At 67.0% G+C, this 21,932-nt stretch carries 18 protein-coding genes; 10 read left to right on the plus strand and 8 right to left on the minus strand.

Annotation, left to right across the window (positions count from 1 at the left end; translation table 11 throughout):
- Positions 1–62: 62 nt before the first annotated feature.
- Genes AB7M35_RS17920 through AB7M35_RS17935 form a run of 4 tightly spaced genes read right to left on the minus strand, consistent with a single transcriptional unit; the run spans position 63 to position 3,875 of the window.
- Positions 63–1,043: a TRAP transporter substrate-binding protein gene (locus AB7M35_RS17920; RefSeq protein ID WP_453961780.1), complete on the minus strand. Its 981-nt coding sequence runs from the start codon at positions 1,041–1,043 to the stop codon at positions 63–65.
- Positions 1,040–2,005, minus strand: coding sequence for a 3-hydroxyacyl-CoA dehydrogenase family protein (locus tag AB7M35_RS17925; protein WP_453961781.1), 966 nt, complete (start codon positions 2,003–2,005; stop codon positions 1,040–1,042). Before AB7M35_RS17925 ends, AB7M35_RS17920 begins: the two co-directional genes overlap by 4 nt.
- Entirely contained in the window at positions 2,002–3,276 is a 1,275-nt protein-coding gene (locus tag AB7M35_RS17930) for a TRAP transporter large permease (protein WP_453961782.1), read from the minus strand. Before AB7M35_RS17930 ends, AB7M35_RS17925 begins: the two co-directional genes overlap by 4 nt.
- Positions 3,276–3,875: a TRAP transporter small permease gene (locus AB7M35_RS17935; RefSeq protein WP_453961783.1), complete on the minus strand. Its 600-nt coding sequence runs from the start codon at positions 3,873–3,875 to the stop codon at positions 3,276–3,278. Before AB7M35_RS17935 ends, AB7M35_RS17930 begins: the two co-directional genes overlap by 1 nt.
- Before the next feature lie 277 nt (positions 3,876–4,152).
- On the opposite strand from AB7M35_RS17935, the gene AB7M35_RS17940 reads away from it, so the two are divergent.
- Positions 4,153–4,851 carry a GntR family transcriptional regulator gene (locus AB7M35_RS17940; protein ID WP_453961784.1) on the plus strand — a complete coding sequence of 233 codons (699 nt, stop codon included), beginning with the start codon at positions 4,153–4,155 and terminating at the stop codon, positions 4,849–4,851.
- 90 nt (positions 4,852–4,941) lie between these two features.
- Here AB7M35_RS17940 and AB7M35_RS17945 read toward each other — a convergent pair whose 3' ends face one another.
- The 4 genes from AB7M35_RS17945 to AB7M35_RS17960 all read right to left on the minus strand — a co-directional run bounded on the left by AB7M35_RS17945 (position 4,942) and on the right by AB7M35_RS17960 (position 10,899).
- A complete protein-coding gene (locus AB7M35_RS17945; RefSeq protein WP_453961785.1) occupies positions 4,942–5,793 on the minus strand; it encodes a hypothetical protein in 852 nt (283 codons plus the stop codon).
- A 148-nt stretch (positions 5,794–5,941) separates the two neighbouring features.
- A complete protein-coding gene (locus AB7M35_RS17950; RefSeq protein ID WP_453961786.1) occupies positions 5,942–6,859 on the minus strand; it encodes a hypothetical protein in 918 nt (305 codons plus the stop codon).
- 34 nt (positions 6,860–6,893) lie between these two features.
- Positions 6,894–7,703, minus strand: a complete 810-nt coding sequence (locus AB7M35_RS17955; protein WP_453961787.1) for a hypothetical protein — start codon at positions 7,701–7,703, stop codon at positions 6,894–6,896.
- Positions 7,704–7,746: 43 nt separating this feature from the next.
- Entirely contained in the window at positions 7,747–10,899 is a 3,153-nt protein-coding gene (locus AB7M35_RS17960) for a DUF2169 family type VI secretion system accessory protein (protein WP_453961788.1), read from the minus strand.
- Positions 10,900–11,333: 434 nt separating this feature from the next.
- Here AB7M35_RS17960 and AB7M35_RS17965 point away from each other — a divergent pair, with 434 nt between their 5' ends.
- The 9 genes from AB7M35_RS17965 to tssJ all read left to right on the plus strand — a co-directional run bounded on the left by AB7M35_RS17965 (position 11,334) and on the right by tssJ (position 21,920).
- Complete coding sequence (locus tag AB7M35_RS17965) at positions 11,334–11,960, plus strand: hypothetical protein (protein ID WP_453961789.1); 627 nt, start codon at positions 11,334–11,336, stop codon at positions 11,958–11,960.
- A gap of 148 nt (positions 11,961–12,108) precedes the next feature.
- A complete protein-coding gene (locus AB7M35_RS17970; protein ID WP_453961790.1) occupies positions 12,109–13,806 on the plus strand; it encodes a TssA family type VI secretion system protein in 1,698 nt (565 codons plus the stop codon).
- Positions 13,807–13,886: 80 nt separating this feature from the next.
- Entirely contained in the window at positions 13,887–14,420 is a 534-nt protein-coding gene (gene tssB, locus AB7M35_RS17975) for a type VI secretion system contractile sheath small subunit (protein WP_453961791.1), read from the plus strand.
- A gap of 160 nt (positions 14,421–14,580) precedes the next feature.
- Positions 14,581–16,068 (plus strand): type VI secretion system contractile sheath large subunit, encoded by a 1,488-nt coding sequence (gene tssC / locus AB7M35_RS17980; protein ID WP_453961792.1) that lies wholly within the window; start codon positions 14,581–14,583, stop codon positions 16,066–16,068.
- 121 nt (positions 16,069–16,189) lie between these two features.
- A complete protein-coding gene (gene tssE / locus AB7M35_RS17985; RefSeq protein WP_453961793.1) occupies positions 16,190–16,609 on the plus strand; it encodes a type VI secretion system baseplate subunit TssE in 420 nt (139 codons plus the stop codon).
- 16 nt (positions 16,610–16,625) lie between these two features.
- Positions 16,626–18,383 carry a type VI secretion system baseplate subunit TssF gene (gene tssF, locus AB7M35_RS17990; RefSeq protein ID WP_453961794.1) on the plus strand — a complete coding sequence of 586 codons (1,758 nt, stop codon included), beginning with the start codon at positions 16,626–16,628 and terminating at the stop codon, positions 18,381–18,383.
- On the plus strand, positions 18,380–19,408 hold the full coding sequence (tssG, locus tag AB7M35_RS17995; protein WP_453961795.1) for a type VI secretion system baseplate subunit TssG: 1,029 nt from the start codon (positions 18,380–18,382) through the stop codon (positions 19,406–19,408). The genes tssF and tssG overlap by 4 nt, the downstream gene beginning before the upstream one ends.
- On the plus strand, positions 19,405–21,408 hold the full coding sequence (tagH, locus tag AB7M35_RS18000) for a type VI secretion system-associated FHA domain protein TagH (protein WP_453961796.1): 2,004 nt from the start codon (positions 19,405–19,407) through the stop codon (positions 21,406–21,408). Before tssG ends, tagH begins: the two co-directional genes overlap by 4 nt.
- Positions 21,408–21,920 (plus strand): type VI secretion system lipoprotein TssJ, encoded by a 513-nt coding sequence (gene tssJ / locus AB7M35_RS18005; protein ID WP_453961797.1) that lies wholly within the window; start codon positions 21,408–21,410, stop codon positions 21,918–21,920. The genes tagH and tssJ overlap by 1 nt, the downstream gene beginning before the upstream one ends.
- The last annotated feature ends 12 nt before the right edge of the window (positions 21,921–21,932 follow it).

A 21,932-nucleotide genomic window follows, 5' to 3' on the forward strand; every position in this document is an offset into this window, starting at 1 on the left:
CCTCCCGAGATTGCTTGGCATTGGGCGGCCGCACACCGGGTGCGCGGCCGCCGGTCGACCGATCAGTTCTTGATCTTGTCCGCTTCCGCCTCGAGCTCGACGAGCATCGGGGACTTCTCGCGCCACGTCACGTACCACTCGTCGATGGCAGGTCCGAAGAAGGCGCGGTCGACGGTGATCACCGGCACGTCGGTGCCCTTCAGCTTCGCCAGGTAGTCCGCATCGATGCCTTCGTAGGAGGCGACCAGCTCGTCGAGGTACTTGTCGAAGGCGGCTTCGATCTTGGCACGGTCACCGGCCTCGATCTGCTGCCAGCTCCGCCCGGAGGCAACCGCGATCATCGGGAACATCATGTGGTTGGATTCGATGATGGTGCCAGCGTGATCGTAGTACTTGGAGTTCCAGGTGCCTTCGAAGTCGATCTGCATGCCGTCCACCTGGCCGTTGGCGAAGGCGTCGTAGAGCGCCGGCAGCGGCATCGGGGTCGGCGCGGCGCCGAGCTTCTTCCAGAAGTCGAGTTCCGGGGCGAACGGGATGGTGCGGATCTTCTTGCCGACCAGGTCGTCGACCGTCTCGACCTTGTCGGCCATGACGATCTCGCGCATGCCGGCCATGCCGTAGCCGAGGCCCACCAGGCCGAACTGGTCCACCTGGTCGAGGAGCTTGTTGGCCGTCTCGCCCTGCAGCAGCTTCCGCGCACCGGCGACGTCGTCGACGATGTAGGGGGCGAGGAAGATGCCGTAGTTCGGGTCGCGGTTGGCGAACTCGCCGAGCGTCAGGAAGGCGAAGTCGAGTGCGCCGGTCTGCATCTGCTGCAGCATCTGCGCCTCGTTGCCGAGCTGCCCGCTCGGGAAGATCAGGATGTTGACGCGGCCGTCGGTCTCTTCGTTCAGAGCCTTCGACATCTCCGTCGCGGTGATGGTCCACTGGTGCGACGGCGGCGTGATCAGGCCGAGCCGGTAATCCTTGGCCGAGGCCGGCACGCCGGCCGCGAGAAGGGCGGCGGCCGCGACGACGGGCGCGAGGGTGAGACGACGCTTCATGAGTTTCCTCCGTTGGGGCAGGGTCGCGAAGACGGACCCTTGTTGGTTTTCAGGCAGTCGATCAGGTCGAGCATGACGCGGTCGCGCTCGGCGCCGATGTCGGCGGGGCTGCGTCCGGCGGCCACCTCGGTCATTCCCTCGACCAGGATCGCGCGGGTGCGGGCGTCCAGGGTCGGCGTGCCAAGGCTCGCCCACCAGCGCTCCACGTCGTCGCCGAGGTCGTCGAGAAATTTCGGCAATCCGGCGGGGCCGCCGGCGAGGTGGAAGATCGTCGTGGGGCCGACCACGGCCCAGCGCGCGCCCAGGCCGTCGGTCACCGCCCGCTCCACGTCCTGCACCGAGGCGATTCCCTCGCTGGCGATGTGGACGGCCTCGCGCCACAGCGCCGCCTGCAGCCGGTTGACGAGATGGCCGGGCGCCTCGCGGCGCACGGTGAGCACCACCTTGCCGAGGTTGTCGTAGAAGGCGGCCACGCTGCCGAGCACGTGCGGGGCGGTCTGTGCGCCGGCGCAGATCTCCACGGTCGGCATCAGATAGGGCGGGTTGCACGGATGCCCGAGCACCATGCGCTCGGGGTGGACCATGCCGTCCTGAAGCTCGGAGACCGACAGGCCGGAGGAGCTCGTGGCGATGATCGTGTCGGCCCCGATGCAGGCTTCCAGCTCGGCCAGCGCGGTGCGCTTGAGCGCCATCCGTTCCGGCAGCGCCTCCTGCACGAAGTCGGGCTGGAACGGCAGCGCGGCGCAGGTCGCGACCCGGGTCGGCGGGGAAGCCCCGGCGACGTGCTGGCCCAGGCGGTCGAGCACCGGGAGGGCCGCTGACCACGTCGCGGCGAGGCGTTCGCTCACGGCGGCGTCGGGATCGATCACGACCGTCTCGTGGCCCGCCGCGGCGAACATCACCGCCCATCCGCAGCCGATGGTGCCGCCGCCGAGCACGGCGATGCGCTGGGTCGCGGTCATCCGAGCAGCGCCTTCAGTCCGATGGTGAGCGGGGGAAACAGCGACAGCAGGACGATGACGACGGCGGAGGCGAGGAAGAACGGGATGATCAGCCAGGCGATCCGTTCCGCCCGGACCCCGCCCATCAAGGCGGCGGTGAACAGCCCGGTGCCGACAGGCGGCGTCAGAAGCCCGAGGGTGAGGTTGAGGCAGACGATGACGCCGAACTGGAACGGGTCGATGCCGTAAGTGTCGATCGCCACCGGAAGCAGGACCGGCACCACGAGGATGATCGCCGGGATCGGGTCGGTGATCATGCCGAGGAGCAGCAGCAGCACGTTGAGGAGCAGGAGGAAGACCAGAGGCGACTGGGTGAGGGAGGCCAGCCAGGCCGCGACCAGCGCCGGCAGGTTCTCGAACGTGATGACCCAGGAGAACACCTGGGCCGCGGCGATCAGGAACAGCACGATCGCCGAGCTGCGCGCGGCGCGCACGAAGCTCGGGAACAGGTCCCTCACGCTCATGTCGCGGTAGATGAACAGCCCGATCAGCATCGCCATCAGGGTGGCGATCGCGGCGGCCTCGGTGGGCGTCGCGATGCCGCCGAGGATCGTGCCGATGATGATGGCGGGGATGAGCAGCGCCGGAAGCGCGTCGCGCAGCGCCAGCACGCGGCCCTTCAGGCTCATCGCCTCGGTCGTCGGGAAGGCGTGCTTGTGGCCGAGCCAGGCGATGACGACGATGAAGGCGCCGAACAGCAGGAAGCCGGGCACCACACCGGCGATGAAGAGGTCGCCGATCGGGATCTGGGCGATCACCCCGAAGATGATGAACATCATCGAGGGCGGGATGATCGGCGCGAGCACGCTGCTGGCGGCGGTGATGGCGACCGAGACGTCGCGCGGGTAGCCGGCGCGCTCCATCTCCGGCACGGCCATCTTCGACATGATGGTGATCTGGGCGACGGCGGAGCCGAGGATCGACGCCATGAACATGTTGGCGACGAGGTTCACGTAGGCGAGGCCGCCCTTGATGCGGCCGAGCAGCGCCAGCGACAGCATCATCAGCCGCCGGCCGATGCCGCCGGAGTTCATGATCTCGCCCAGCAGGATGAAGAGCGGCAGCGCGAGCAGGCCGTAGTTCTCCAGCCCGCCGAACATCTGCTGGGCGTAGGACTGCAGCAGCACCGTGTTGCCGCTGGCCATGATGTAGATCATCGCAGTTGCGGCCAGCGCGAAGGCGATCGGAAAGCCGATGCCGATGAGGGTGACGAAGGAGCCGGCGACGAACATCAGGCGGTCTCCTGCAGGACGGTGATGCTGTTGGCCAGGTTGCGCGCCGCATGGATGAGCATGGTCACGCACGCGTAGGGCATCACCAGCCAGAACCAGACCTTGCGCATGCCGATGGTCGTGGTCGGCTCGGTGTAGATGAAGTTGAAGGTCGCCTTGGAGAAGGCGCGCAGCGTCTCCGAGGCCATCACCGTCAGCGGGTCGAACCAGCGCCAGACGATGAGCCCGAGAGCGACGACGAAGGCGAGGACGAGCGTGTCGACGACGATCTGCAGGATGGCGCGCCGCTTCGGCGGCAGCGCATCGGGCAGGAGGCTCACCGCGATGTGCTCGCGCCGCGGAAGCCCCGCCGAGCTGCCGAGGAAGGCCGCCCAGATCATCGCGTAGATGGCGAGTTCGTCGATCCAGATGACCGGCGTTCCGAAGGCGCGGGTGCCCGCGTTGACGATCAGCAGGCAGAAGATGATGGCGACCAGCAGGCCCGCCAGCCAGGAATCGATCGCGGCGATCGCATCGCTGACGCGTGTGAGCCAGCCGGTCCGCACCGGCGAAAGCGTGGCCTTGTGGCCGGCGTCGACGTCACTCAAAGCGTCGGCCATGCCATCGCACCCGCAACCCCGTTCATCCCCATGCCGCGTTCTCCCTGTTCGTCTTCGCGCCTTCAGCGAGCGGCTTCGTTGTGAAAAATATCAAAATTATTCGACTGTCAATTTGATTATCGAGATTGCGGGTGCTCGTTCGTCTCTCTAGAAATATCGTAGAATGTGGGATCTGATTGCTGGATGTCGGCTCACAAGGCGCTGCGCTCGGCGCTCCCGGGAGCCGACTGGGATCGCGCCGGCACATGGCTGAGCGGCGCGCGAGAACGGACGCAGAATGATCGATACGCTGGCCAACGGCCGCTACGAAGGGCCTGAGAAGACGCTGGCCGAACGGGCGTATCGGCGCATTCGCGAAGACATCGTCGCCGGCGATCTGCAGCCGGGCCTGAAGCTCAAGATACAGATGCTGCAGGAGCGCTACGGCCTCGGGGCCGGTCCGTTGCGTGAGGCGCTGGCGAAGCTGTCGAGCGACCAGCTTGTCGAGCTGGAAGGCCAGCGCGGCTGCCGCGTAGCGATGATGTCGGTGAAGGATGCGCGCGAGATCGGAGACCTCCGGAAGGTGCTGGAGGCCCAGGCGCTTGCGCTGTCGATTCCGGCCGGCAACGAGGCGTGGGAAACCAACCTGATCACGGCATATCACCGACTCGAACAGATCGAGCGTCGGTTGAACCAGGGCATCGACGAGCTTCCCGAGTGGGAACTTCGAAACAACCAGTTCCATACCGCGCTGGTCGCGGCGTGCGACTCACGCTGGCTGCAATGGATGCGCCAGCTGATGTTCGACCAGCACGAGCGCTACCGGCGTCTGTCGCGGATGAAGACGATGATGACCCGGGACATCAACGAGGAGCACAAGGCGCTCTTCGAGGCGGCGATGGACCGCGACGTGGACAAGGCCGTTGCCGTGATCGGTGTGCACGTGCAGCGCACGACGGACGCGGTTCTCAGGGCGCTGGCGGATCAGCCCGCCTGAGCGGCAGGGCGGGCGTGAGGCCCGCGCGGCGGAGGGCTCGCGGCGCCTTGCCGGACTGTCGAGGTTCCCGTGGACCCGATCGGAAAGGCTCTAGACCGAGCGGATATCCACCGTGGCATTCGCGTCCTGGCGAACCCCGAACAGATCGGCATCGATCTCTTCCTGGGTGATCTCGATGCTGAAGTTGTTCAGTTCGGCCATGGTCGCCTTGAAGGACGCGATCTCGCTCTTCACCGCGGCGATGAGTGTGGTCATGAACACCAGACCGGCCGTGCTGCGCAGCGACTTGTTCTCCACCGTCGTGATGTACGCGCCGCTTTTCACAACTGCGGCGGTCGATGCGCTGACGGCGTTCTTGGTTTCCTGGCCGCGCAGCTTGATCGCCCAGGTGTCGAAGGACGGATAGACGCCGATCGGAACGTCCAGCAGCGAGCCGAGCACGACGGTGTTGGCGTTGCCGTTGGACTTTTCCTGGTTGCCCCAGATCTCCTCGAAGCCGGTCGAGATGTTCTTCTTGTAGCCGGAGGCCGGGCAGATGATGTTGATGTTTCCCGTGGCGGAGTCGGTGAGGAATTCGAACGCCGTGTCGATTTTCGCCTGACCTGCGGGGACGGTGGGAACGGCGGAGTTCTCCTCGATCAGCTTGCCGGACTGAAGATAGAGGCTCCTGGAGGTGATGCTCAGCGCATCCGCCGCCTCGATCGAAAAGGCGCCTTTCTTCACCGTGATGTCGACGCTCTTGTCCGTCTCGACGTAACCGTCCTTGCCGGCCGTGAGGGTGAAGCTGCCCGTCGTCGTCATCAGGACGCCGTGGCTCGTCTTCTTGTCGCCGGTGAAATTGCCGGGGAAGACGGTCTCGTCGGACACGTAGGACCCGAGCCGCAGATAGCCGGCGGATTTGCCCTTGCCCGCCGCAACGTCCACGCGAAGCGTCTTGCCCATGTTCCAACCTTCCTGACGATCCGCGCGCCGTCCGGCGGCGCCGTTGTCACCTTGAGCCCGTCCGTTCGAAGCGACCCGAACAGGCCCGCTCGGGAGCCTCACCCTGGCCCACGTCTCGCCGGCCGGGGTGCGGACCTGGTCGCAAGCCCTATGTCGAGTTGCGGACGCCCATGCTTGAGGACAGCGTTTTCGATTTCACGCCCGCCATCCGCAGGCGCACGGAGCCACCCTCCGACTTATTGCCGAGGGTCTGCTGGGAAGTCTTCGTCATGCTCTTGTACTGGAAGATCGCGCCGACTCCGGCGGTGCACCCGATGAGGAAGCCTTTCATCCCCGTGTTTTCCTTCTTGTAGAGGACGATTTCGTTCTTGCCGTAACAGAACGTCGCGTCGTTCACCGTGATCTTCGAGTCGTGAAGGCGAAACGCGCTGCGCAGTCCGACCATCGCACCGGTGTTCAGGCCGGTGACGATCTTTCCCTGCATCCCGATGACGATGGAATTCACGAAGCCGAGATTGAACTGGAGGACGTTGGAGCCGAACGTCGAGGTCGTCTTGTTCTTGACGGCGACGTCCACCCCGGCGGTGAACCTGCTCATTCCGTCCGAGTTCACGATGATCTTGTCCGAGGCATTGAGCACCAGCGTCCCGGTCGGGGCCGTCTTGCCGCTCGTCGCGTCGGTGACGGCGTTCAGCGCAACACTCGAGCCCTTGAGGGTGCCGGACTCGCCGCTGAAGGTGGTGGTGGTGTGGGTGAAGCCGTTCGCGTCGGTGTACCTGCTGACGGTCTTGTCGCCTTCCAGCACATCGATCTTCAGGTGCTTGTCCGTGTCGGTCGCGAAATCGCCGATGTGAAGGGTGGCGTCGCCCTGGAGCTCGACCTCGATCGCCTTGTCGGTCTTGAGATACCAGTCGCCGGACGTCGCCATGAGGATGCCGTCCGATGCGCTGAAGGTGCCGGTGTATTGCGATGGCTTCAGCGTGTCTTCGTCGGGCAGGTAGTTGCCGAGGCGCAGATAGGCGGTCGTCTTGCCGCCGTCCTCGGTCCACTTCCGCATGCTGCTCATCGTCGGTCTCCGTGCGGGCGCCTGCGTGGGGGGATCAGTTGGACGAGATGGGGGCGGATTCGACAGACACGACGTTGTTCTCGCTGACCGCCCCGCTTTGCGAGGAGTTCAGCACCGACTGGTCGACCACGACCATGTCTTCCTCGTCTTCCGCCACGATCGTGTTCGCCGCGGAGGCCTTGAAGGGCAGGAACAGCGCGGTCATGAAGGCCCGCACGCCGAAGTTCTCGGTCTTGTTGAGGGCGCCGGCGCCCCGCACGACGACGGCCGCGAAGTCGCCGATCGTGAACTTGTGGTCGAAGATGCCGGGTTCCCACCGGAGGAACGCCGTGATCTCGCTGTTGTTGATCAGGCTGATCGCGTTCTTCCCGCCCATCGTGAACAGGGTCTGGGTCGCGTAGTTGGCCGAACCCTTGTCCTGGGTACTGATCTTGAGATTCTGGTTCACGACGTAGACCAGCCGCTGGCAGGTGACCTCGATGCCTGTGACGGCTTCCAGCGTGACGTCGCCGCTGGCGGCAAGCGAGATGTTGTTGTCGCCGGTCTTCGGCGACTTCGATGCGGCGACCCCGACTGTCATCGCGCGCAGGCTGGTCTCGCCGGCGTCGGTGATGGTGATGGTCTTGTTGCCCTTCACCGACATGCCGTTGCCCGCCTCGATGTAGACCGCCCCGGCCACGTCGGTGACGTAGTTGGCGGACGTCGTCAGGTAGACGCCGTCGCCGGCGGTGAGCGAGCCGGTCTTTTCCGCGGCCTCGGTGGCCTGGTAGCCGCCGAGCCGCAGATAGCCGAGAGGTGCTGCGCCTGAACCTGGTACCGAGGCGACATGGGCGGGAAGGGGCATCGGGCAACTCCTGGTCGTGGCAGAGTCCGGTCGGTCGACTGTTTCAGGCCATGGATTCCGGAGTGCGGAAGGCGGTCTGTACCAGGTGGGCGTCGTGCAGGTCCGCTCCGACGAGCTTAGCGAGAGAGAAGTCCGCCTGATAGGCGTTGGCATTCCGCAGGCAGGCAAACGACAGGTTCGCCTTGCGGAACTGAACCCCCATCAGGTTTGCGCCGGAGAAGTCGCTTTCCCGGAAGTCGGCGCGCATCAACAGCGAGTCGCGCAGCGACGCGAGCCGGAAATCGCTGTGGCGGACCTCGGACATCATGAAGTTGCAGGACCTGAGATCGGCGCGCAGGAAACAGCTGCGGAACAGGTCGGCCGTCATCCAGCTCGACTTTAAGGCGTGGACCGCGAAGAAGCTGGCGTGCTGCATCGACGGCTCGCCGATGAAGCCGCTCTCGCGGATGGTCGCCTTGTCGAAGATGGCCTCGTCGAGCGGCAGCTTGATGAAGCCGACCTTGAGCAGGTGGGCGCCCTTGAAGCGAACGCCCACGGCACTGCCCTCGAGGAACGAGGTCTTGAAGAGGTGCGCCTTCTTGAAGCGCGCCCTGTCGAAGATGCATCGCATGAAGGTGCATTCGGACAGATGGGCGCCGTTGAACGAGACGCCCGCGAAGCTCTGGTTGGCCACCGTCCAGCGCACCAGCGTGGTGCCCTCCAGGTCCACGTCGTCCAGGGTGGCCAGCATCAGGTGCGGACGCTCGATCCGGGCCTTGGCGAAGTTCGCGCCGTTCATCCTGGCCGAGGCGAGGTTCGCATCGATCAGCTCGGCGCCGTGGAAGTCCGCGCCCTTCAGATTGGCGCCGGTGAACGCCGTGCGATGGGCCTTCACGCCGGCAAGCTTCGCGCCCTCGAGGTTGGCGGCGTCGAGCATCGTCCCGGTGAGATCGGCGCCCGACAGGTCGGCGCCGGCCAGGTCGGCTCCGGCCAGGTCGCGGCCGGCCAGGTCGTGGATGCCGATCTCGTCCAGGATCAGCCTTCCGAGACGCCTGGCGCTGTCCGCATCCAGCGGCGGCTGCGGCTCGATCGGCTCCAGCGACACGAGCCGGAGCTTTCGGTTCCCCTCGATGGCGAGGGGCTCCATCAGATCGAACATCGCCGTGAACTCGCGCACCATCGCCTCCGGATCGGCGGGCGCGCTCGAGGCCGCGTGGGCCGAGATTTCCGACAGGAGGGCGTCGAAGCCTTCGCCCGGGACGTCCGACTTGAGGATCGGCAGGATCTCACCGAGCTTCGCCTCCGAGGTGGCGAGCTGCTGGCGCGCGGCGCTGACCGTCGCCGGGTCGCTGCCTTCGGCTTCCATCATTGCCAGCATGCCGGAGATCGTTTCCGGCCCGACGACTTCGCGGACCTCCGACAGCATGTCCGACAGGTCTGCCGCGTCCAGTCGCGCGGCGGCCTCCTGAACCTGCTTGCGGGCCTCGAAGAAGGGCTTCGCCTCCGGCAGGTCGAGCGCCCGGGCGCGGGCCCGCGCGAACCGGTCCTCGGACGACCCGCCGAGCGCGTCGGCGTTGTCGTAGATCTTGCCGGAGAGCAGGTCCCTGGCGGCCGCCGCCGCGGCGTGGACTTCGGCCTGCTGCTCGGCAGGGCGATCGGCGAGGGTCGGCATCTGCTCGATCAACTGGTCGAGCTGGCTCATCACCGCGGCACGGTCGACCTCCTCGATCTGGATGTCGCCCAGGGCGCCGGCGTAAGCGGGGTCGGCCTTGATGTCCGGCGCGATGTCGGCGAGCGAGGGCAGGGCGTCGAGAGCGGCCATCCCGCTCTTGGCGATCATGTCGCGGCGGAGTTCCTCCATCTCCACCATCACCGTGTCCGCGAACTTCTTCTGCTCGGCGAGGTCGTCGAGCATTTCGGCGAAGTCGGCCTCGCCGCGTTCGATCTCATCCTTGGTCGGGATCGCGACGGGAGGGATCTTGGGAAGCGGAAGCGTCGGGATCATCGCCTCCGGCAATCCCTGCTCCTCGAGCTGCTTGCGGATCTGGAAAGCCTGGGCTTCCGAGAAGGCCTGCATCCTCCGTTCGAAATCCTGCAGCTTGCGGACCCGCCGCGCCTCCCGGATGGCCGGGTCGATCGGCGGCGAGAGCTGGTGGTCGGCCAGCAGGTACTTGGCTTTCTCGGTGGGGTGGCGGCGCAGGCGATAGACTTCGGCGTAGTGGTCCGCTTCGCGGGGCGGATCCTCCAGGCGCTCGTAAGCGATCATCACGTCCGCGACGTCGTCGCCCTCGATGTCCTCGACCAGGCAGGAGCCGCGAAAGGCGACGAGCCCCTTGTTGACGGACCCGAAGATCCACACCGTGTCGAGCTTCATCGCCAGTTCCTGCAGGCCCCGGGGCTCCGAGGTGCGCTGGATGAAGGCCCGGGCGCGGATGCCGGGAAGCCGCGAGGTCACCTTCGGATGAGTGGACGACATGCCCGACACGCGGATCGGCTCGTCGCCACGGAAGTAGCCGTCGAGCTGCTGGTCCGCCGGCGCCGTCAGGAAGTAGCGCGTATCGAAATCCGCGGGGTAGCCGGGGAAGTGCGTCTTCATGTAGGCGCGATTGTAGGTGCCGAGATGCCGCTTCCGCCGCGGCGCGTCGGGCGGGTAGGGGCCGAACCAGGCCGGCGGCGGCGCGTCGTCGATGTCCAGGATGGGGCGTGACGGATCCTCGAGATTGGGAAGCGACGCCTTGTGGCCGGCTTCGAAGAGCTGGCGCGCGCCCGACCCGCGGCCGACCGGGTTCGCCTCGACATCCTCGCCGCCGAACGCAAGCTGCGGCACCAGCGGGATGGCCTTGAACTTCATCGGGTCGGAGAACACCGGTCCATGGTCGCCCCGCACCCAGGCCCTGTTGCCGATGGCCAGAACGGTCTTGGTGATCGGGCCGACGGTGACGCTGACGAGCTGCTTGTCGACCGGGTGACCACCTGGCGGAATGGCGCTGCCGCCGACGATGACTTCGCCGTTCGGCTTGGGTGTTCCGAGGTCGAGGATCGAACCGGGCGGAAGCTGCGCGGCTGCGGTCGGCCAGAGGCCCATTTCGGTGAGGAGGTAGTCGGGCTCGAGGAGGTCGAAGAATCCCAGCGCGGTGACGGTGAAGATCGCGCCGCCTTCGTGGGGCGTGCACCGGGTGAGAATGCCAAGCCGCATGGGCTTGATGATGCCGGGCACGGCGTCAGGCTCGCGAGGTCAAGACTGACGCGCACGGTGCCGCCGGCATCATCCGGAAGCCCGTCAGTCCTGTTTCGTCCATCCTTCTGCCCCCCGGTCAGAATTGTCGGCTTGCGCCTTCTAAGCCTAGGCGTGCAGGGACGACAAGGGAATGACACAAGGTGGGAAACGGCGATGACACCGCGGAATCTCGTTCCGGGGCGCACTGCAGCCGGTGCGGCATGCGGACCGGCTGCCTGCCCTGGCCGTCGTCATTGCGCATCCGGCGCATTGCCAGAAGGCATCGAGACTTGCGGTGAGGGCAACATGGGGGGTGCCGTTTCGGCGGTTTGTTGGGTTCGCGTTTATCATTTTCACGTTTCCCCTTCGATGGCCCCTCGCAATGCCTGATGCGACGCCCTACGACTGAGCCGAGGCTGGGAGGGAATGGATCGATGCTTGTCTTGAACCCACGCGCAGCTCGCGGCCACATCCTTGCCGGTGCGGCCGCGCTCGGGGCGGTGCTCCTGTCGGCGACGCCATCGCTCGCGGACTGGTCGCTGACGTCCGATGGGAATGGCGGCTACACGCTGACGGGCGCGGCGGATCGCGCGGACACCCTCCAGGCCCAGTGTGGCCCCGGCGGAAAGCTGTCGTTCTCGTATATTCAGTCGGGAAACTGGGAAGCGGTGCTCGGCACGATCCCGATGACGCTGTGGACCAGCACCGACAGCGGCCCCAAGCACACGATGAACGTGACCGCTCGCCAGTTCGGTGAGAAGGGTGTCGCCTACACCAACGACAGCGATATCGCCGCGATCTACATCGCGCTCCAGGACATGCGCAACGCGCTCGTGACCATCCATCTGGGCGTCGATGCGCAGAGCTACGGGGTTTCCTGGACCGACACCGCCTCGGCCAAGGATTCCACCGAGACCACGCGCACCTTCGCGCGCAAGTGCGGGATCAACATCGACAAGCCACCGGCCGCCGCCCCCGCCACTGCGGCGGCGCCCGCAGCATCCGGACCCGGCGGGGCAAAGTTGCCGCCGCCGGATCTTTCGCCTGCAAACCTGCGCTGATGGTTTCGTAAATGAAAAGTTGCGGTTCCGAAGCGTTTTGGAAGGTTACATTTCGCTAATTTGTCACGGCAGTCGGTTTTAACGATACTTGAGTTAAAAGGGGCTGCCGCCTCGCCGGCCTGGCGGCAATCGTATTGGGGAGCTGATCGTGTCTGCTTGGCGCGACCAATTTGAAGACCCGCGCGTCGCGATCGGCGTCGACGCGATATCCCCTGACGCTCCTGCCGGAGCGCCGGTGCGGGACGGGGAATCCTTTGCCGCGCTCGAGGACGAGTTCCGCAAGCTCGAGACCGAGGGGCCGTCCGCGGTCCATTGGCCGGCGGTGCGGGACCGGGCGCTGGCGGTTCTCCGGCAGGAGGGCAAGGACCTGCTGCCCGCCTGCTGGCTCGCCTATGCGCTGTTCCGCTCCGAGGGGTTTTCCGGCCTGGCCACGGGTCTGCTGATCCTCGACGGGATGTGCACGACCTATTGGGACGAGATGCAGCCGCCGCCGGCCCGTGCCCGCGGACGCGCCGGGGTGTTCGACTGGCTGGCGGAGCGCCTCGGTCCGCTTGTCGAGAAGGAGACGCCGGGTCCGTCGGACGATGTCGCGGTGGTGACGGCGTTCGAGGCGGCTGAGTCCATCGCGCAAACGCTCGACGAGAAGCTCGCTCTCGAAACCACCATCGCGGTTCTGGTGCGCGCGCTTCGCACTCTGGCGACGACGGCGCGCGGCCGGCTCGAGGCAGCGGCCGCCGAACGGGAACGTGCGTCGGCCGCGGCGGAGCAGGCCGCCAGCGCGAGCGATGGCGGCACCGATGCCGGCGCGCCCGGCACGGACGCCGCCGCGCAGACGCCGCCCGCAGGCAGCCCGTCCACGGCTCCGGCGCAGGCGAGCGCCCCGCCGGCATCGACGCCGGCTCCTGCCGCCCCCTCGGGAGGCAGCGCTGGCGCCGTACCGTCCGTCGATTTTTCCTCCGGCGACATCGGCCGGGCGGTTTCGCAGCTCGCGGACGCCATGCGCCAGGTCGCGCGGATGCTGCGCCAGGCGAGCATCGCCGACGCGCGGTCCTATTCGCTGGCACGCACGGCGATCTGGAGCCGCGTCGCGGAGCTGCCCGAAGTCGAGAACGGCCGGACGGGCCTGCCGGCGCCGGACGGCGACTCCATCTCGTTTCTGGAGCAGACGTTTGCTGCCGGAGGTTACGCGGCGGTGGTGGAGCAGGCCGAGGAGATGCAGTCCGACAGCCCGTTCTGGCTGACCGCGAGCCGCTGGTCGGCAACCGCGCTGCGCAAGCTCGGCCCCGACCACGAGGCGGCCGCCGCCGCGGTGGAGGGGCAGACGGCGGTGTTCATCAGCCGGTTCGCCGACCTCTCGTCCATGAGCTTTTCGGACGGGACGCCGTTCGTCGACGCCGACACGCTGAACTGGCTGCAGGCCACCCGATCGGGCGGCTCCGGCGGGGGCGACCCGACCGCCGAGGGCGTGTCGCGCGCCCGGGCCCTGCTGGCGGGCGGCAAGGGCGGCGAGGCGATGGGCCTGCTGGCGAGCGAAGCCAGCAAGGCCCCGTCGGGCCGGGACCGGTTCTCCTGGCAGCTCGCCCAGGCGACGCTTTGCCTGGACGCGGGGCGCATCGCCGATGCGGTGGCCCTGACCGATCACCTCATTGCGCGGTCTCGCGCGGTTGATCTCGCCGACTGGGATCCGGGCCTGGTGGCGATGGCGGCGGAAACGCGGCTCAGGGCGCTCCAGCACGAGGGCGCGACGACAATCTTCGCCGAGGATGACCTCGCCCGGCGGAGGGGGCAGGCGCGCGTCGATCTCGTTCAGGTCGACGCGGCCCGGGCATTCGGGGTCGGAGTTTGATTTCTGTAGGACTTGAAGCAGGATAGCAGGCTAGACAGGTCGGGAAGCCGTGGCGCCCGGCGAGAAGGGGAAGCTGAGAAATGTCTAAGGAATCTTCGGTTGCACCTAAGGAACGCGTCAACATCCGCTACAAGCCGGCAACCGGCAATGCGCGGGAGGAGATCGAGCTGCCGCTCAAGCTCCTCATGCTCGGCGACTACACGCTGAAGGCGGACGAGACCGCGATCGAGGATCGGAAGCTGTCCGACATCAACAAGGACAACTTCAACGACGTCATGCGCAGCCATGACCTGAACCTCGACATGAACGTCGACAACAAGCTGGAGGACCCGGCCGAAGGCGCCGAGCCGGAGCAGATGCCCGTCTCGCTGAAGTTCGAGACGCTGAAGGATTTCGAGCCCGAGAACGTCGCCCGCCAGGTGCCGGAGCTCAACCGCCTGCTGGAACTTCGCGAGGCGCTGGTCGCGCTGAAGGGGCCGCTCGGCAACGTGCCGGCCTTCCGCAAGATGATCCAGGGGATGCTCGACGATTCCGACCAGCGCGAGAAGCTGCTGTCGGAACTCACGGCGGTGACCGAGGCGAAGCGCGGAGACGGTGGCGGGTCGCAGGACTGACCGTACGGCGGGCCATGCGGCAGGCCCGACGGCCTGCTGCCTTCCCGTTCAACGCCTCGGCGCCGGCCGCCTGACGCCGGCTCGTGACAGACCGGACCCACGGTCCGCGACAAGTAACATCGCCCGATGGGCGTAACCAGGTAATCGAGGGCTTCAAGCCATGGCCGAATCCGAACTCCAGAAGTCGCAGGGCGCGACAACCGAAGAGACGACCGACGGATCTCTGCTGGACCAGATCCTGCAAGAGACCCGGATGGCGCCCGAGGACGACGGTTACGACGTCGCCAAGCAGGGCGTTGCCGCGCTCATCGCCGAGCTGATGAAGCCGAGCCGCGCCGACGAGAAGGTCAACAACTCAGCCGTCGACCAGATGATCGCGGAAATCGACCGCAAGATGTCGGCCCAGCTGAACGCCATCATGCACGAGGAGAATTTCCAGAAGCTGGAATCGGCGTGGCGCGGGCTGAAGTTCGTCGTCGACCGGACCGACTTCCGCCAGAACATCAAGATCGAGATGCTGAATGCCTCGAAGGAGGACCTCCTCACCGACTTCGAGGACGCCCCCGAGACGGTGAAGGCCGGTCTCTACAAGCATGTCTACACGGCCGAATACGGCCAGTTCGGCGGACAGCCGTTCGGTGCGGTCATCACCAACTACGACTTCGGTCCTGGTCCGCAGGACGTGAAGCTGATGCAGTACACCGCGGCCGTCGGCGCCATGTCGCATGCCCCGGTGATCGGTGCGGTCGCGCCGCAGATGTTCGGCGTCGACAAGTTCGAGGAACTGCCGAACCTGAAGGACCTGGAATCGATCTTCGAGGGTCCGAAGTACGCCAAGTGGAAGAGCTTCCGGGAATCGGAGGACTCGCGCTACTTCGGCCTGACCCTGCCGCGCTTCCTGCTGCGTCTTCCCTACGGCCGCGAGACGGTGCCGGTGAAGAGCTTCGACTTCGAGGAGGATCCGGCCGGCGAGACCGAGAACTACCTGTGGGGCAACACGTCCTACGCGTTCGCCACCCGTCTCACCGACTCCTTCGCCAAGTACCGCTGGTGCCCGAACATCATCGGCCCGCAGTCCGGTGGCGCCGTCGAGGATCTGCCGCTCCACAACTTCGAATCCATGGGGCAGCTGCAGACCAAGATCCCGACCGAGGTGCTTGTCTCCGACCGGCGCGAGTACGAGCTCGCCGAGCAGGGCTTCATCTCGCTCACCATGCGCAAGGGCAGCGACAACGCCGCCTTCTTCTCCGCGAACTCGGTGCAGAAGCCGAAATACTTCGGAACGACCTCCGAGGGCCGCGACGCTGAGACCAACTACAAGCTCGGCACGCAGCTTCCCTACATGTTCGTGGTGTCGCGCCTCGCGCACTACGTGAAGGTGCTCCAGCGCGAGAACATCGGCAGCTGGAAGGACCGCAACGAGCTGCAGCAGGAGCTGTCGACGTGGCTCCGCCAGTACGTGTCGGACCAGGAGAACCCGTCGGCCGAAGTCCGCTCGCGGCGTCCGCTGAAGAAGGCCGACATCGTGGTGGAGGACGTCGAGGGCGAGCCGGGCTGGTACCGGGTGAACATGGCGATCCAGCCGCACTTCAAGTACATGGGCGCCGACTTCACCCTCTCGCTGCACGGCAAGCTCGACAAGAGCTGACCGGACGCCGGATCGGACCGGACGGCCGCCTTTCGGCGGGCGGGTCCCGGGCCGATCCAGCGCATGACACCAGCGCCGTCGGGGAGATCCGGCGGCGCGCTTCGCCGGACGGGTCAGAGTAATGCGTTATGAACTCACCCTTCTCGAACGTTTGGACGCCGCCCAGGCCGGGCGGGCGATTTCGCGCGGCAATCCCGACCCGTCCGCCGTCGCCGAAAGCGTGATGTCGAACCTGCTCCGCGTGCTGAACGCCCGCGAAGGCTGCTGCGAGACGCGGCCGGACTTCGGCGTTCCGGACTTCAACTCCTTCATCGGCCTCTATCCCGATGCACTTCCCGCCATTGCGCGTACCGTGCGCGAACAGATCGAGATGTTCGAGCCGCGCCTGACCGACGTGGACGTCAATTTCGTGCCGAACCCCGATCAGCCGCTGGCGCTGAACTTCCACATCGAGGCGCAGCTCGTGATCGACGGGTCGCGGCGGAAGGTGTCGTTCGAGACGGTGTTCTCCGACGACGGCCGCGTCGTGGTGCGCCGATGAACGGGAGCCGCGTCCGATGAGCATCAACCGCTATTACGAGGACGAGCTCAGCTATCTGCGGGAGCTCGGCGAGCAGTTCGCGCGGGCCAACCCGAAGCTTGCGTCCTTCCTGGGCCGGGAATCCGACGACCCGGACGTGGAGCGGATGCTGGAGGCGTTCGCCTTCCTGACCGGTCGGCTGCGGCAGCGGCTCGACGACGAACTGCCCGAACTGGCGACCAACCTCCTGCAGCTCGTCAATCCGCAGCTGCTGAAGCCGATCCCGCCGATGACGATGATCAGCTTCCGGCCGAAGCCGGGTGCGGGGACGGAACGGCTGGAGGTGCCGCGCAACACGACGATCGCCTCGCAGTCGGTCAAGGGCAGCGAATGCCTGTTCACCACCCGCTATCCGGTGTCGGTGGTGCCGCTCGAGGTCGAGGACGTCGGGCTCGAGAACCGGACGACCTCCGCAACCCTCTCCGCGACGCTGAAGTTCACCGATGCGATCCCGGCCGAGGAACTGGCCAGGGCGCCGCTGCGGCTGCATTTCGCCAGCGAGCGCGAGCCGATCGTCGGGCGCACCCTGCTGCTGTGGATGCTGCAGTATCTGCGCGAGGTGCGCGTGCAGGTGGGCAGCCGCGCGGCGGTGAAGCTGACGCCCGACGTCGTGAAGCCGGTCGGGTTCGGGCAGGGCGACGACGTCATTCCGTATTCCCTGAACACCTTCTGGGGCTTCCGGGTGCTGCAGGAATATCTGCTGTTCCCCTCGAAGTTCCTCTTCGTCGACCTGGACTGGGCCCGCGCGCTGCCCGAGGAATTCTCCGAAGACAGCGACGAGAAGATCGTCGTGACCTTCTTGTTCGCCCGGCCGCTCCCCGACCAGGTGCGCGTCACGTCCCGGCATCTGGAGCTCAACGCCACGCCGGCGGTGAACCTGTTCCGCACCGATGCCATGCCGATCCTCGTCGATCCGCGGCGCACCGAATACCGGGTGCGCCCGCCGCGCCCCGACCAGTCGGTGCACGGCATCTGCCAGGTGTCGGGCTATGTGCAGGGTCAGAGCGGACGGGTGATCTACCATCCCTTCGAGAGCTTCCGGCACGACCACGGCAATCGGGACGACTCCCGCTACTACTATCGGGCCTTCCCGCAGCCTTCGACGCTCTCCAACGGCATCGATCTCAGCATCTCGTTCGTCAACGGGCGCGAGGAGTTCGTCAGCCCGAGGGCGGAGACGATCACGCTGCGCATCGATGCGACCAACGGCGGTGTCGCCCACCTGCTGCCGATCGGGTCTGTCACCCAGGCGACGTCCGATACGCCGGGCAGCGTCAGCTTCCGCAACATCTCCACCGTCACCCACGAGGTCGCGCCGCCGCTGACCGACGGGATCCAGTGGCGGCTGGTGTCCAGCCTCGCGCGCAACTTCGGATCGCTCCTGTCGGTGGAAGCGCTGCGCGCGGTCATCGACGCCTATGATTTCCGCGCGGCCTACGACGTGGCCGAGCGCCAGCAACTCGACAATCTCCTCTCCGCCATCTCCGCGGTGGATGTGGAGCCGTTCGACCTGTTCCTCGACGGGCGTCCGGTGCGCAGCCGCCGGATCGTCCTGAAGATCAGCGAGAACGCAATCGGCGGAGAAGGCGAACTCTTTCTGTTCGGATCGGTGATGAACGTGCTGTTCGCGGCCTACTCGGCCGTCAACAGCCATCACCAGCTCCGGGTCGTCGGCATAGACAGCAACGCGGTGTACGAATGGGCGCCCAGGATCGGGGAAGCGAGTCCGCAGTGAGCGGCGCCGCTCTCGCGGCGCTGGCGGACTACGGATTCAACAATGCTGTGTCCCGGCTGCAGTCGCAGCTGGACGTGGAAGGCATCGGCGGCGTCGCGCAGCGGCCCGACGCCGAACGCTTGCGTTTCCGCGCCGCCCGCTCGCTCGGCTTTCCCGCCCGCGAGGTCGCGGAAGTGCGCGAGGCGCCGGACGGCAGCGGCCTCGTGGAATTGAGGGTGAACTTTCTCGGGCTCTACGGCCCGTCGTCGCCGCTGCCGCCGATCTATACCGAACGGATCGTCCAGTCCGACGTCGACGATTCCGTCCTCGAGGACTTCCTCGACTTCTTCAACCATCGCCTGATCTCGCTCTACCGCCGCATCTGGGCACGCTGGCGCTATCATCTGCGCTATCGGCACGGTGGCGGTGATCCGATTTCGGCCCGGCTGCTCAGCCTCTATGGCGCCCCCACGGTCAAGGGCCAGCGGCGCGCCGATCCGGAATCGGCCCTCTTGCTGCCGCAGCTCGGGCTGCTGGCGCTCTACAGCCGCTCTTCCGACGTGGTCGCCAGCATCCTGACGCATCACTTCAAGGTGCCCATCGAGGTGCGCGAATTCGCGACGCGCGAAGTGCGGATCTCGCCCCAGGACCGCGGCCGCCTCGGGGCGTCCATGACGCTGGGCAAGAACATGATCGTCGGATCGTCGGTGCGCGACAGCCTGGGCAAGTTCCGCGTGCGCGTCGGGCCGCTGTCGATGCCGCTCTTCAAGCAGTTCCTGCCGAGCGGCGAAAACCATGCGCGCCTGCGGCGTCTGATTGAGCTGACGCTGAAGGATCCCCTGGAGTGGGACGTCGAACTGCTGCTCGAGGACAACCAGGCTTCCGGTTCCAGGCTCGGGCGCGCGCAGCTCGGATGGACGGGCTGGCTCGGCAGTGTCGAGGGCGCGCCTGAACCCGTTCTGGTGGCGGGCGAGCACCATTCTCTGGTCGCCAACGCGCCACAGCCGGGGGACGCTGAACCGCAAGGCGGGAGGCAAGCCGCATGAAACTCACCCTCTCCATCCGGTCCGGCCAGGTCGGCGGGCTGAAGCGCGGCCTCGAGCACACATTCGACGAAGCGGGCGGCGTGATCGGCCGGAACGCCGCGTGCGACTGGCAGATCGAGGACGCGACCCGGACGCTGTCCGGCCGTCACGCCACGATCAGCTTCCGCGACGGGCATTTCTACATCACCGACACCAGCACGAATGGCGTGTTCGTCGGCGGGGCTTCCGAACCGCTCGGGCGGAACCGGTCCGCCGAGATCACCCCCGGGATGAGGCTGAACTTCGGGGACTACGGCGTGGTCGCCACACTCCAGGACGACGGCCGGGCGGCGGACAGCCGGGTGGCGCCGCGGATGTCGATCGCGCCCGAGGTCTCGCCCCGCGGACTGAGCACGGATCCGCTCGACATGCTGGGGACGGGGACCGAGCACGAGGCGCTTTCGCTCACCGAACGCTCCCGCTCGACCGCCTTCCAGCCAACGCCCAGGCGCGCAGGCGGAGGCAGCCGCACCGGCAGGGACGACACGCTCGGATCCTTCTTCCGGTCGACCGCACCGCAGCGCAAGGACGACCCGTTCGCGGACCTCGGCACGTCCTCCACGACCACTTCGCGCGGCTCCGGCGGCGGGCGGGTCGGAACCGACTGGCTGGGTGCGGACACCGCCTACGACCGCGCCGACAGCGCCACGCACGTGCCGGTGCAGCCGCCGGTGGCGCCGGAGCGGCCGGTTCCGCCGGCGCGCGACATCGGCAGCCAGCTCAGTGATGCCCTGGCAAGCGAACTGGACGAACCCTTCCAGGAGCCCGTCCGTCCGTCGGTGCGGCAGAGGCCGCGGGATGCAACCGAGATCACCTCCTACGCGAATCAACCACTGCCCCAGCCCGTGCCCGGCGGCGACGAGGCAGGAGAGGCCGCGCTCCCCCACGACCTGTCGTGGGAGGATCTTCTCGGGTCGGGCGGGGCTTCGCCGGCTCCCTCATCGGGCGACTTCATCGCTCCGATGAGCCCGGCCGGCCCGGGCCAGACGGCCGTGCCGCCGCTGCCGCCGATGGAGGACCTGCTCGGGCCGCCGGGGGCGTCGTCGGCTGCCACATCGGTGCCTCCCCAGCCGGTTGCGCGCGACCGGACGACCGTGCCGTCCGCCCGCACGACCGTGCCGCCGGAGCCGGACGCCGGCGCGGGCCGTCGCTCGCGGCGCGCGCCGGGCAACAATCTGCTGTCCGATCTGGTGACCCCGGCAACCGGCGCGGGCGTCGGCCTCGGCTCGTCACCCCCGGCCGGGGGCTCCCTCGATCCGGTGTCTGTGCTGCGCGAGCGCGCAAGCCATCGGGCGGCCGTGACCCAGTACGCCGCCGAGCCTGCTGCGCCCGCCCCGGCACCAGCAGCCTCTGCGCCTGCGGCCCCTGCCGCCAGCGGAGCGTCCTACGATGCCGTCCTTGCGGCCGCCGGGATCGATCCGGCGTCGGTGCCGGAGGGCGATCGCGAGGCGGTGGCCTGCGAGATCGGGCGAACCGCCAGGGCGGCCGCATCGGGGCTGGTCGACGTGCTGGCGGCCCGGCGCCTCTTCAAGGAGGAGTTCCGGCTCGACCGCACCCGCATCCAGCCGGAGAAGAACAACCCGTTCAAGTTCTACAAGACTGGCGAGGAAGCGCTCGGCAAGGCGGCTGCCAGCGGCGAGGCCGGCTTCCAGTCGCTCAGCGCGGGCATGAAGGAGGGGTTCACCGAACTCAAGGCGCACGAACTCGCCTCCGTCACCGCGATGCAGGAAGCGATCGCTACGGTGCTCGCCAAGCTGGACCCCGCCTCGATCCAGGCCGAGGACGCCGCCGGCGGTTTCTTTGGACGCGGTGACGGAAAAGCGCTCTGGGAGCGGTATAAGGACCTTCATGCGGGGCTCGCCCAGGATCCGGAGGCGACGTCGCGAAAGATCGTTTCCGAGCAGTTCCTGCGTGCCTACGAAAAGACGCTTGCCACACTACGAGCCAAGGATCGGCCCTGATGACTGAGACGTTGCTAGCCCGCCCATTTTCTTCCGTCGTCGCGGCGCTCGCTCTGGCGCTCGTCGTTTCGGGCTGCGGCGGAGGCGGGCTCTTCAAGAAGGCTCCGACGGCCCTCGACATTACGATTTCGGCCAATGCGTCGCTGAATCCGAACGCCGATGACGAGTCGTCCCCGGTCGTCGTCCGGGTCTACGAGCTCAAGTCCGTTTCCGCCTTCAACCAGGCCGAGTTCTTCCAGCTCTACGACGACGACACCAAGACGATCGGTGCCGATCTGGTTGCCAAGGAGGAGTACGAGATCGCGCCGGGCACGACGAAGAAGATCAAGAAGACGACGCCGGACGAGACCGCCTACATCGCCGTGCTCGCCGGGTTCCGCGACATCGACTCCGCGACATGGCGTGCCTCGGCCCCGCTGGTGAAGAACAAGGAGAACATCGTCACCATCGAGCTCACCAGCTTGGCCGTCACCCTGACGGCCAAGGAGAAGAAGGCGCTCGGGGTATTCTGATGAACCTACGAC

It is taken from the genome of Amorphus suaedae (genome assembly GCF_053629675.1).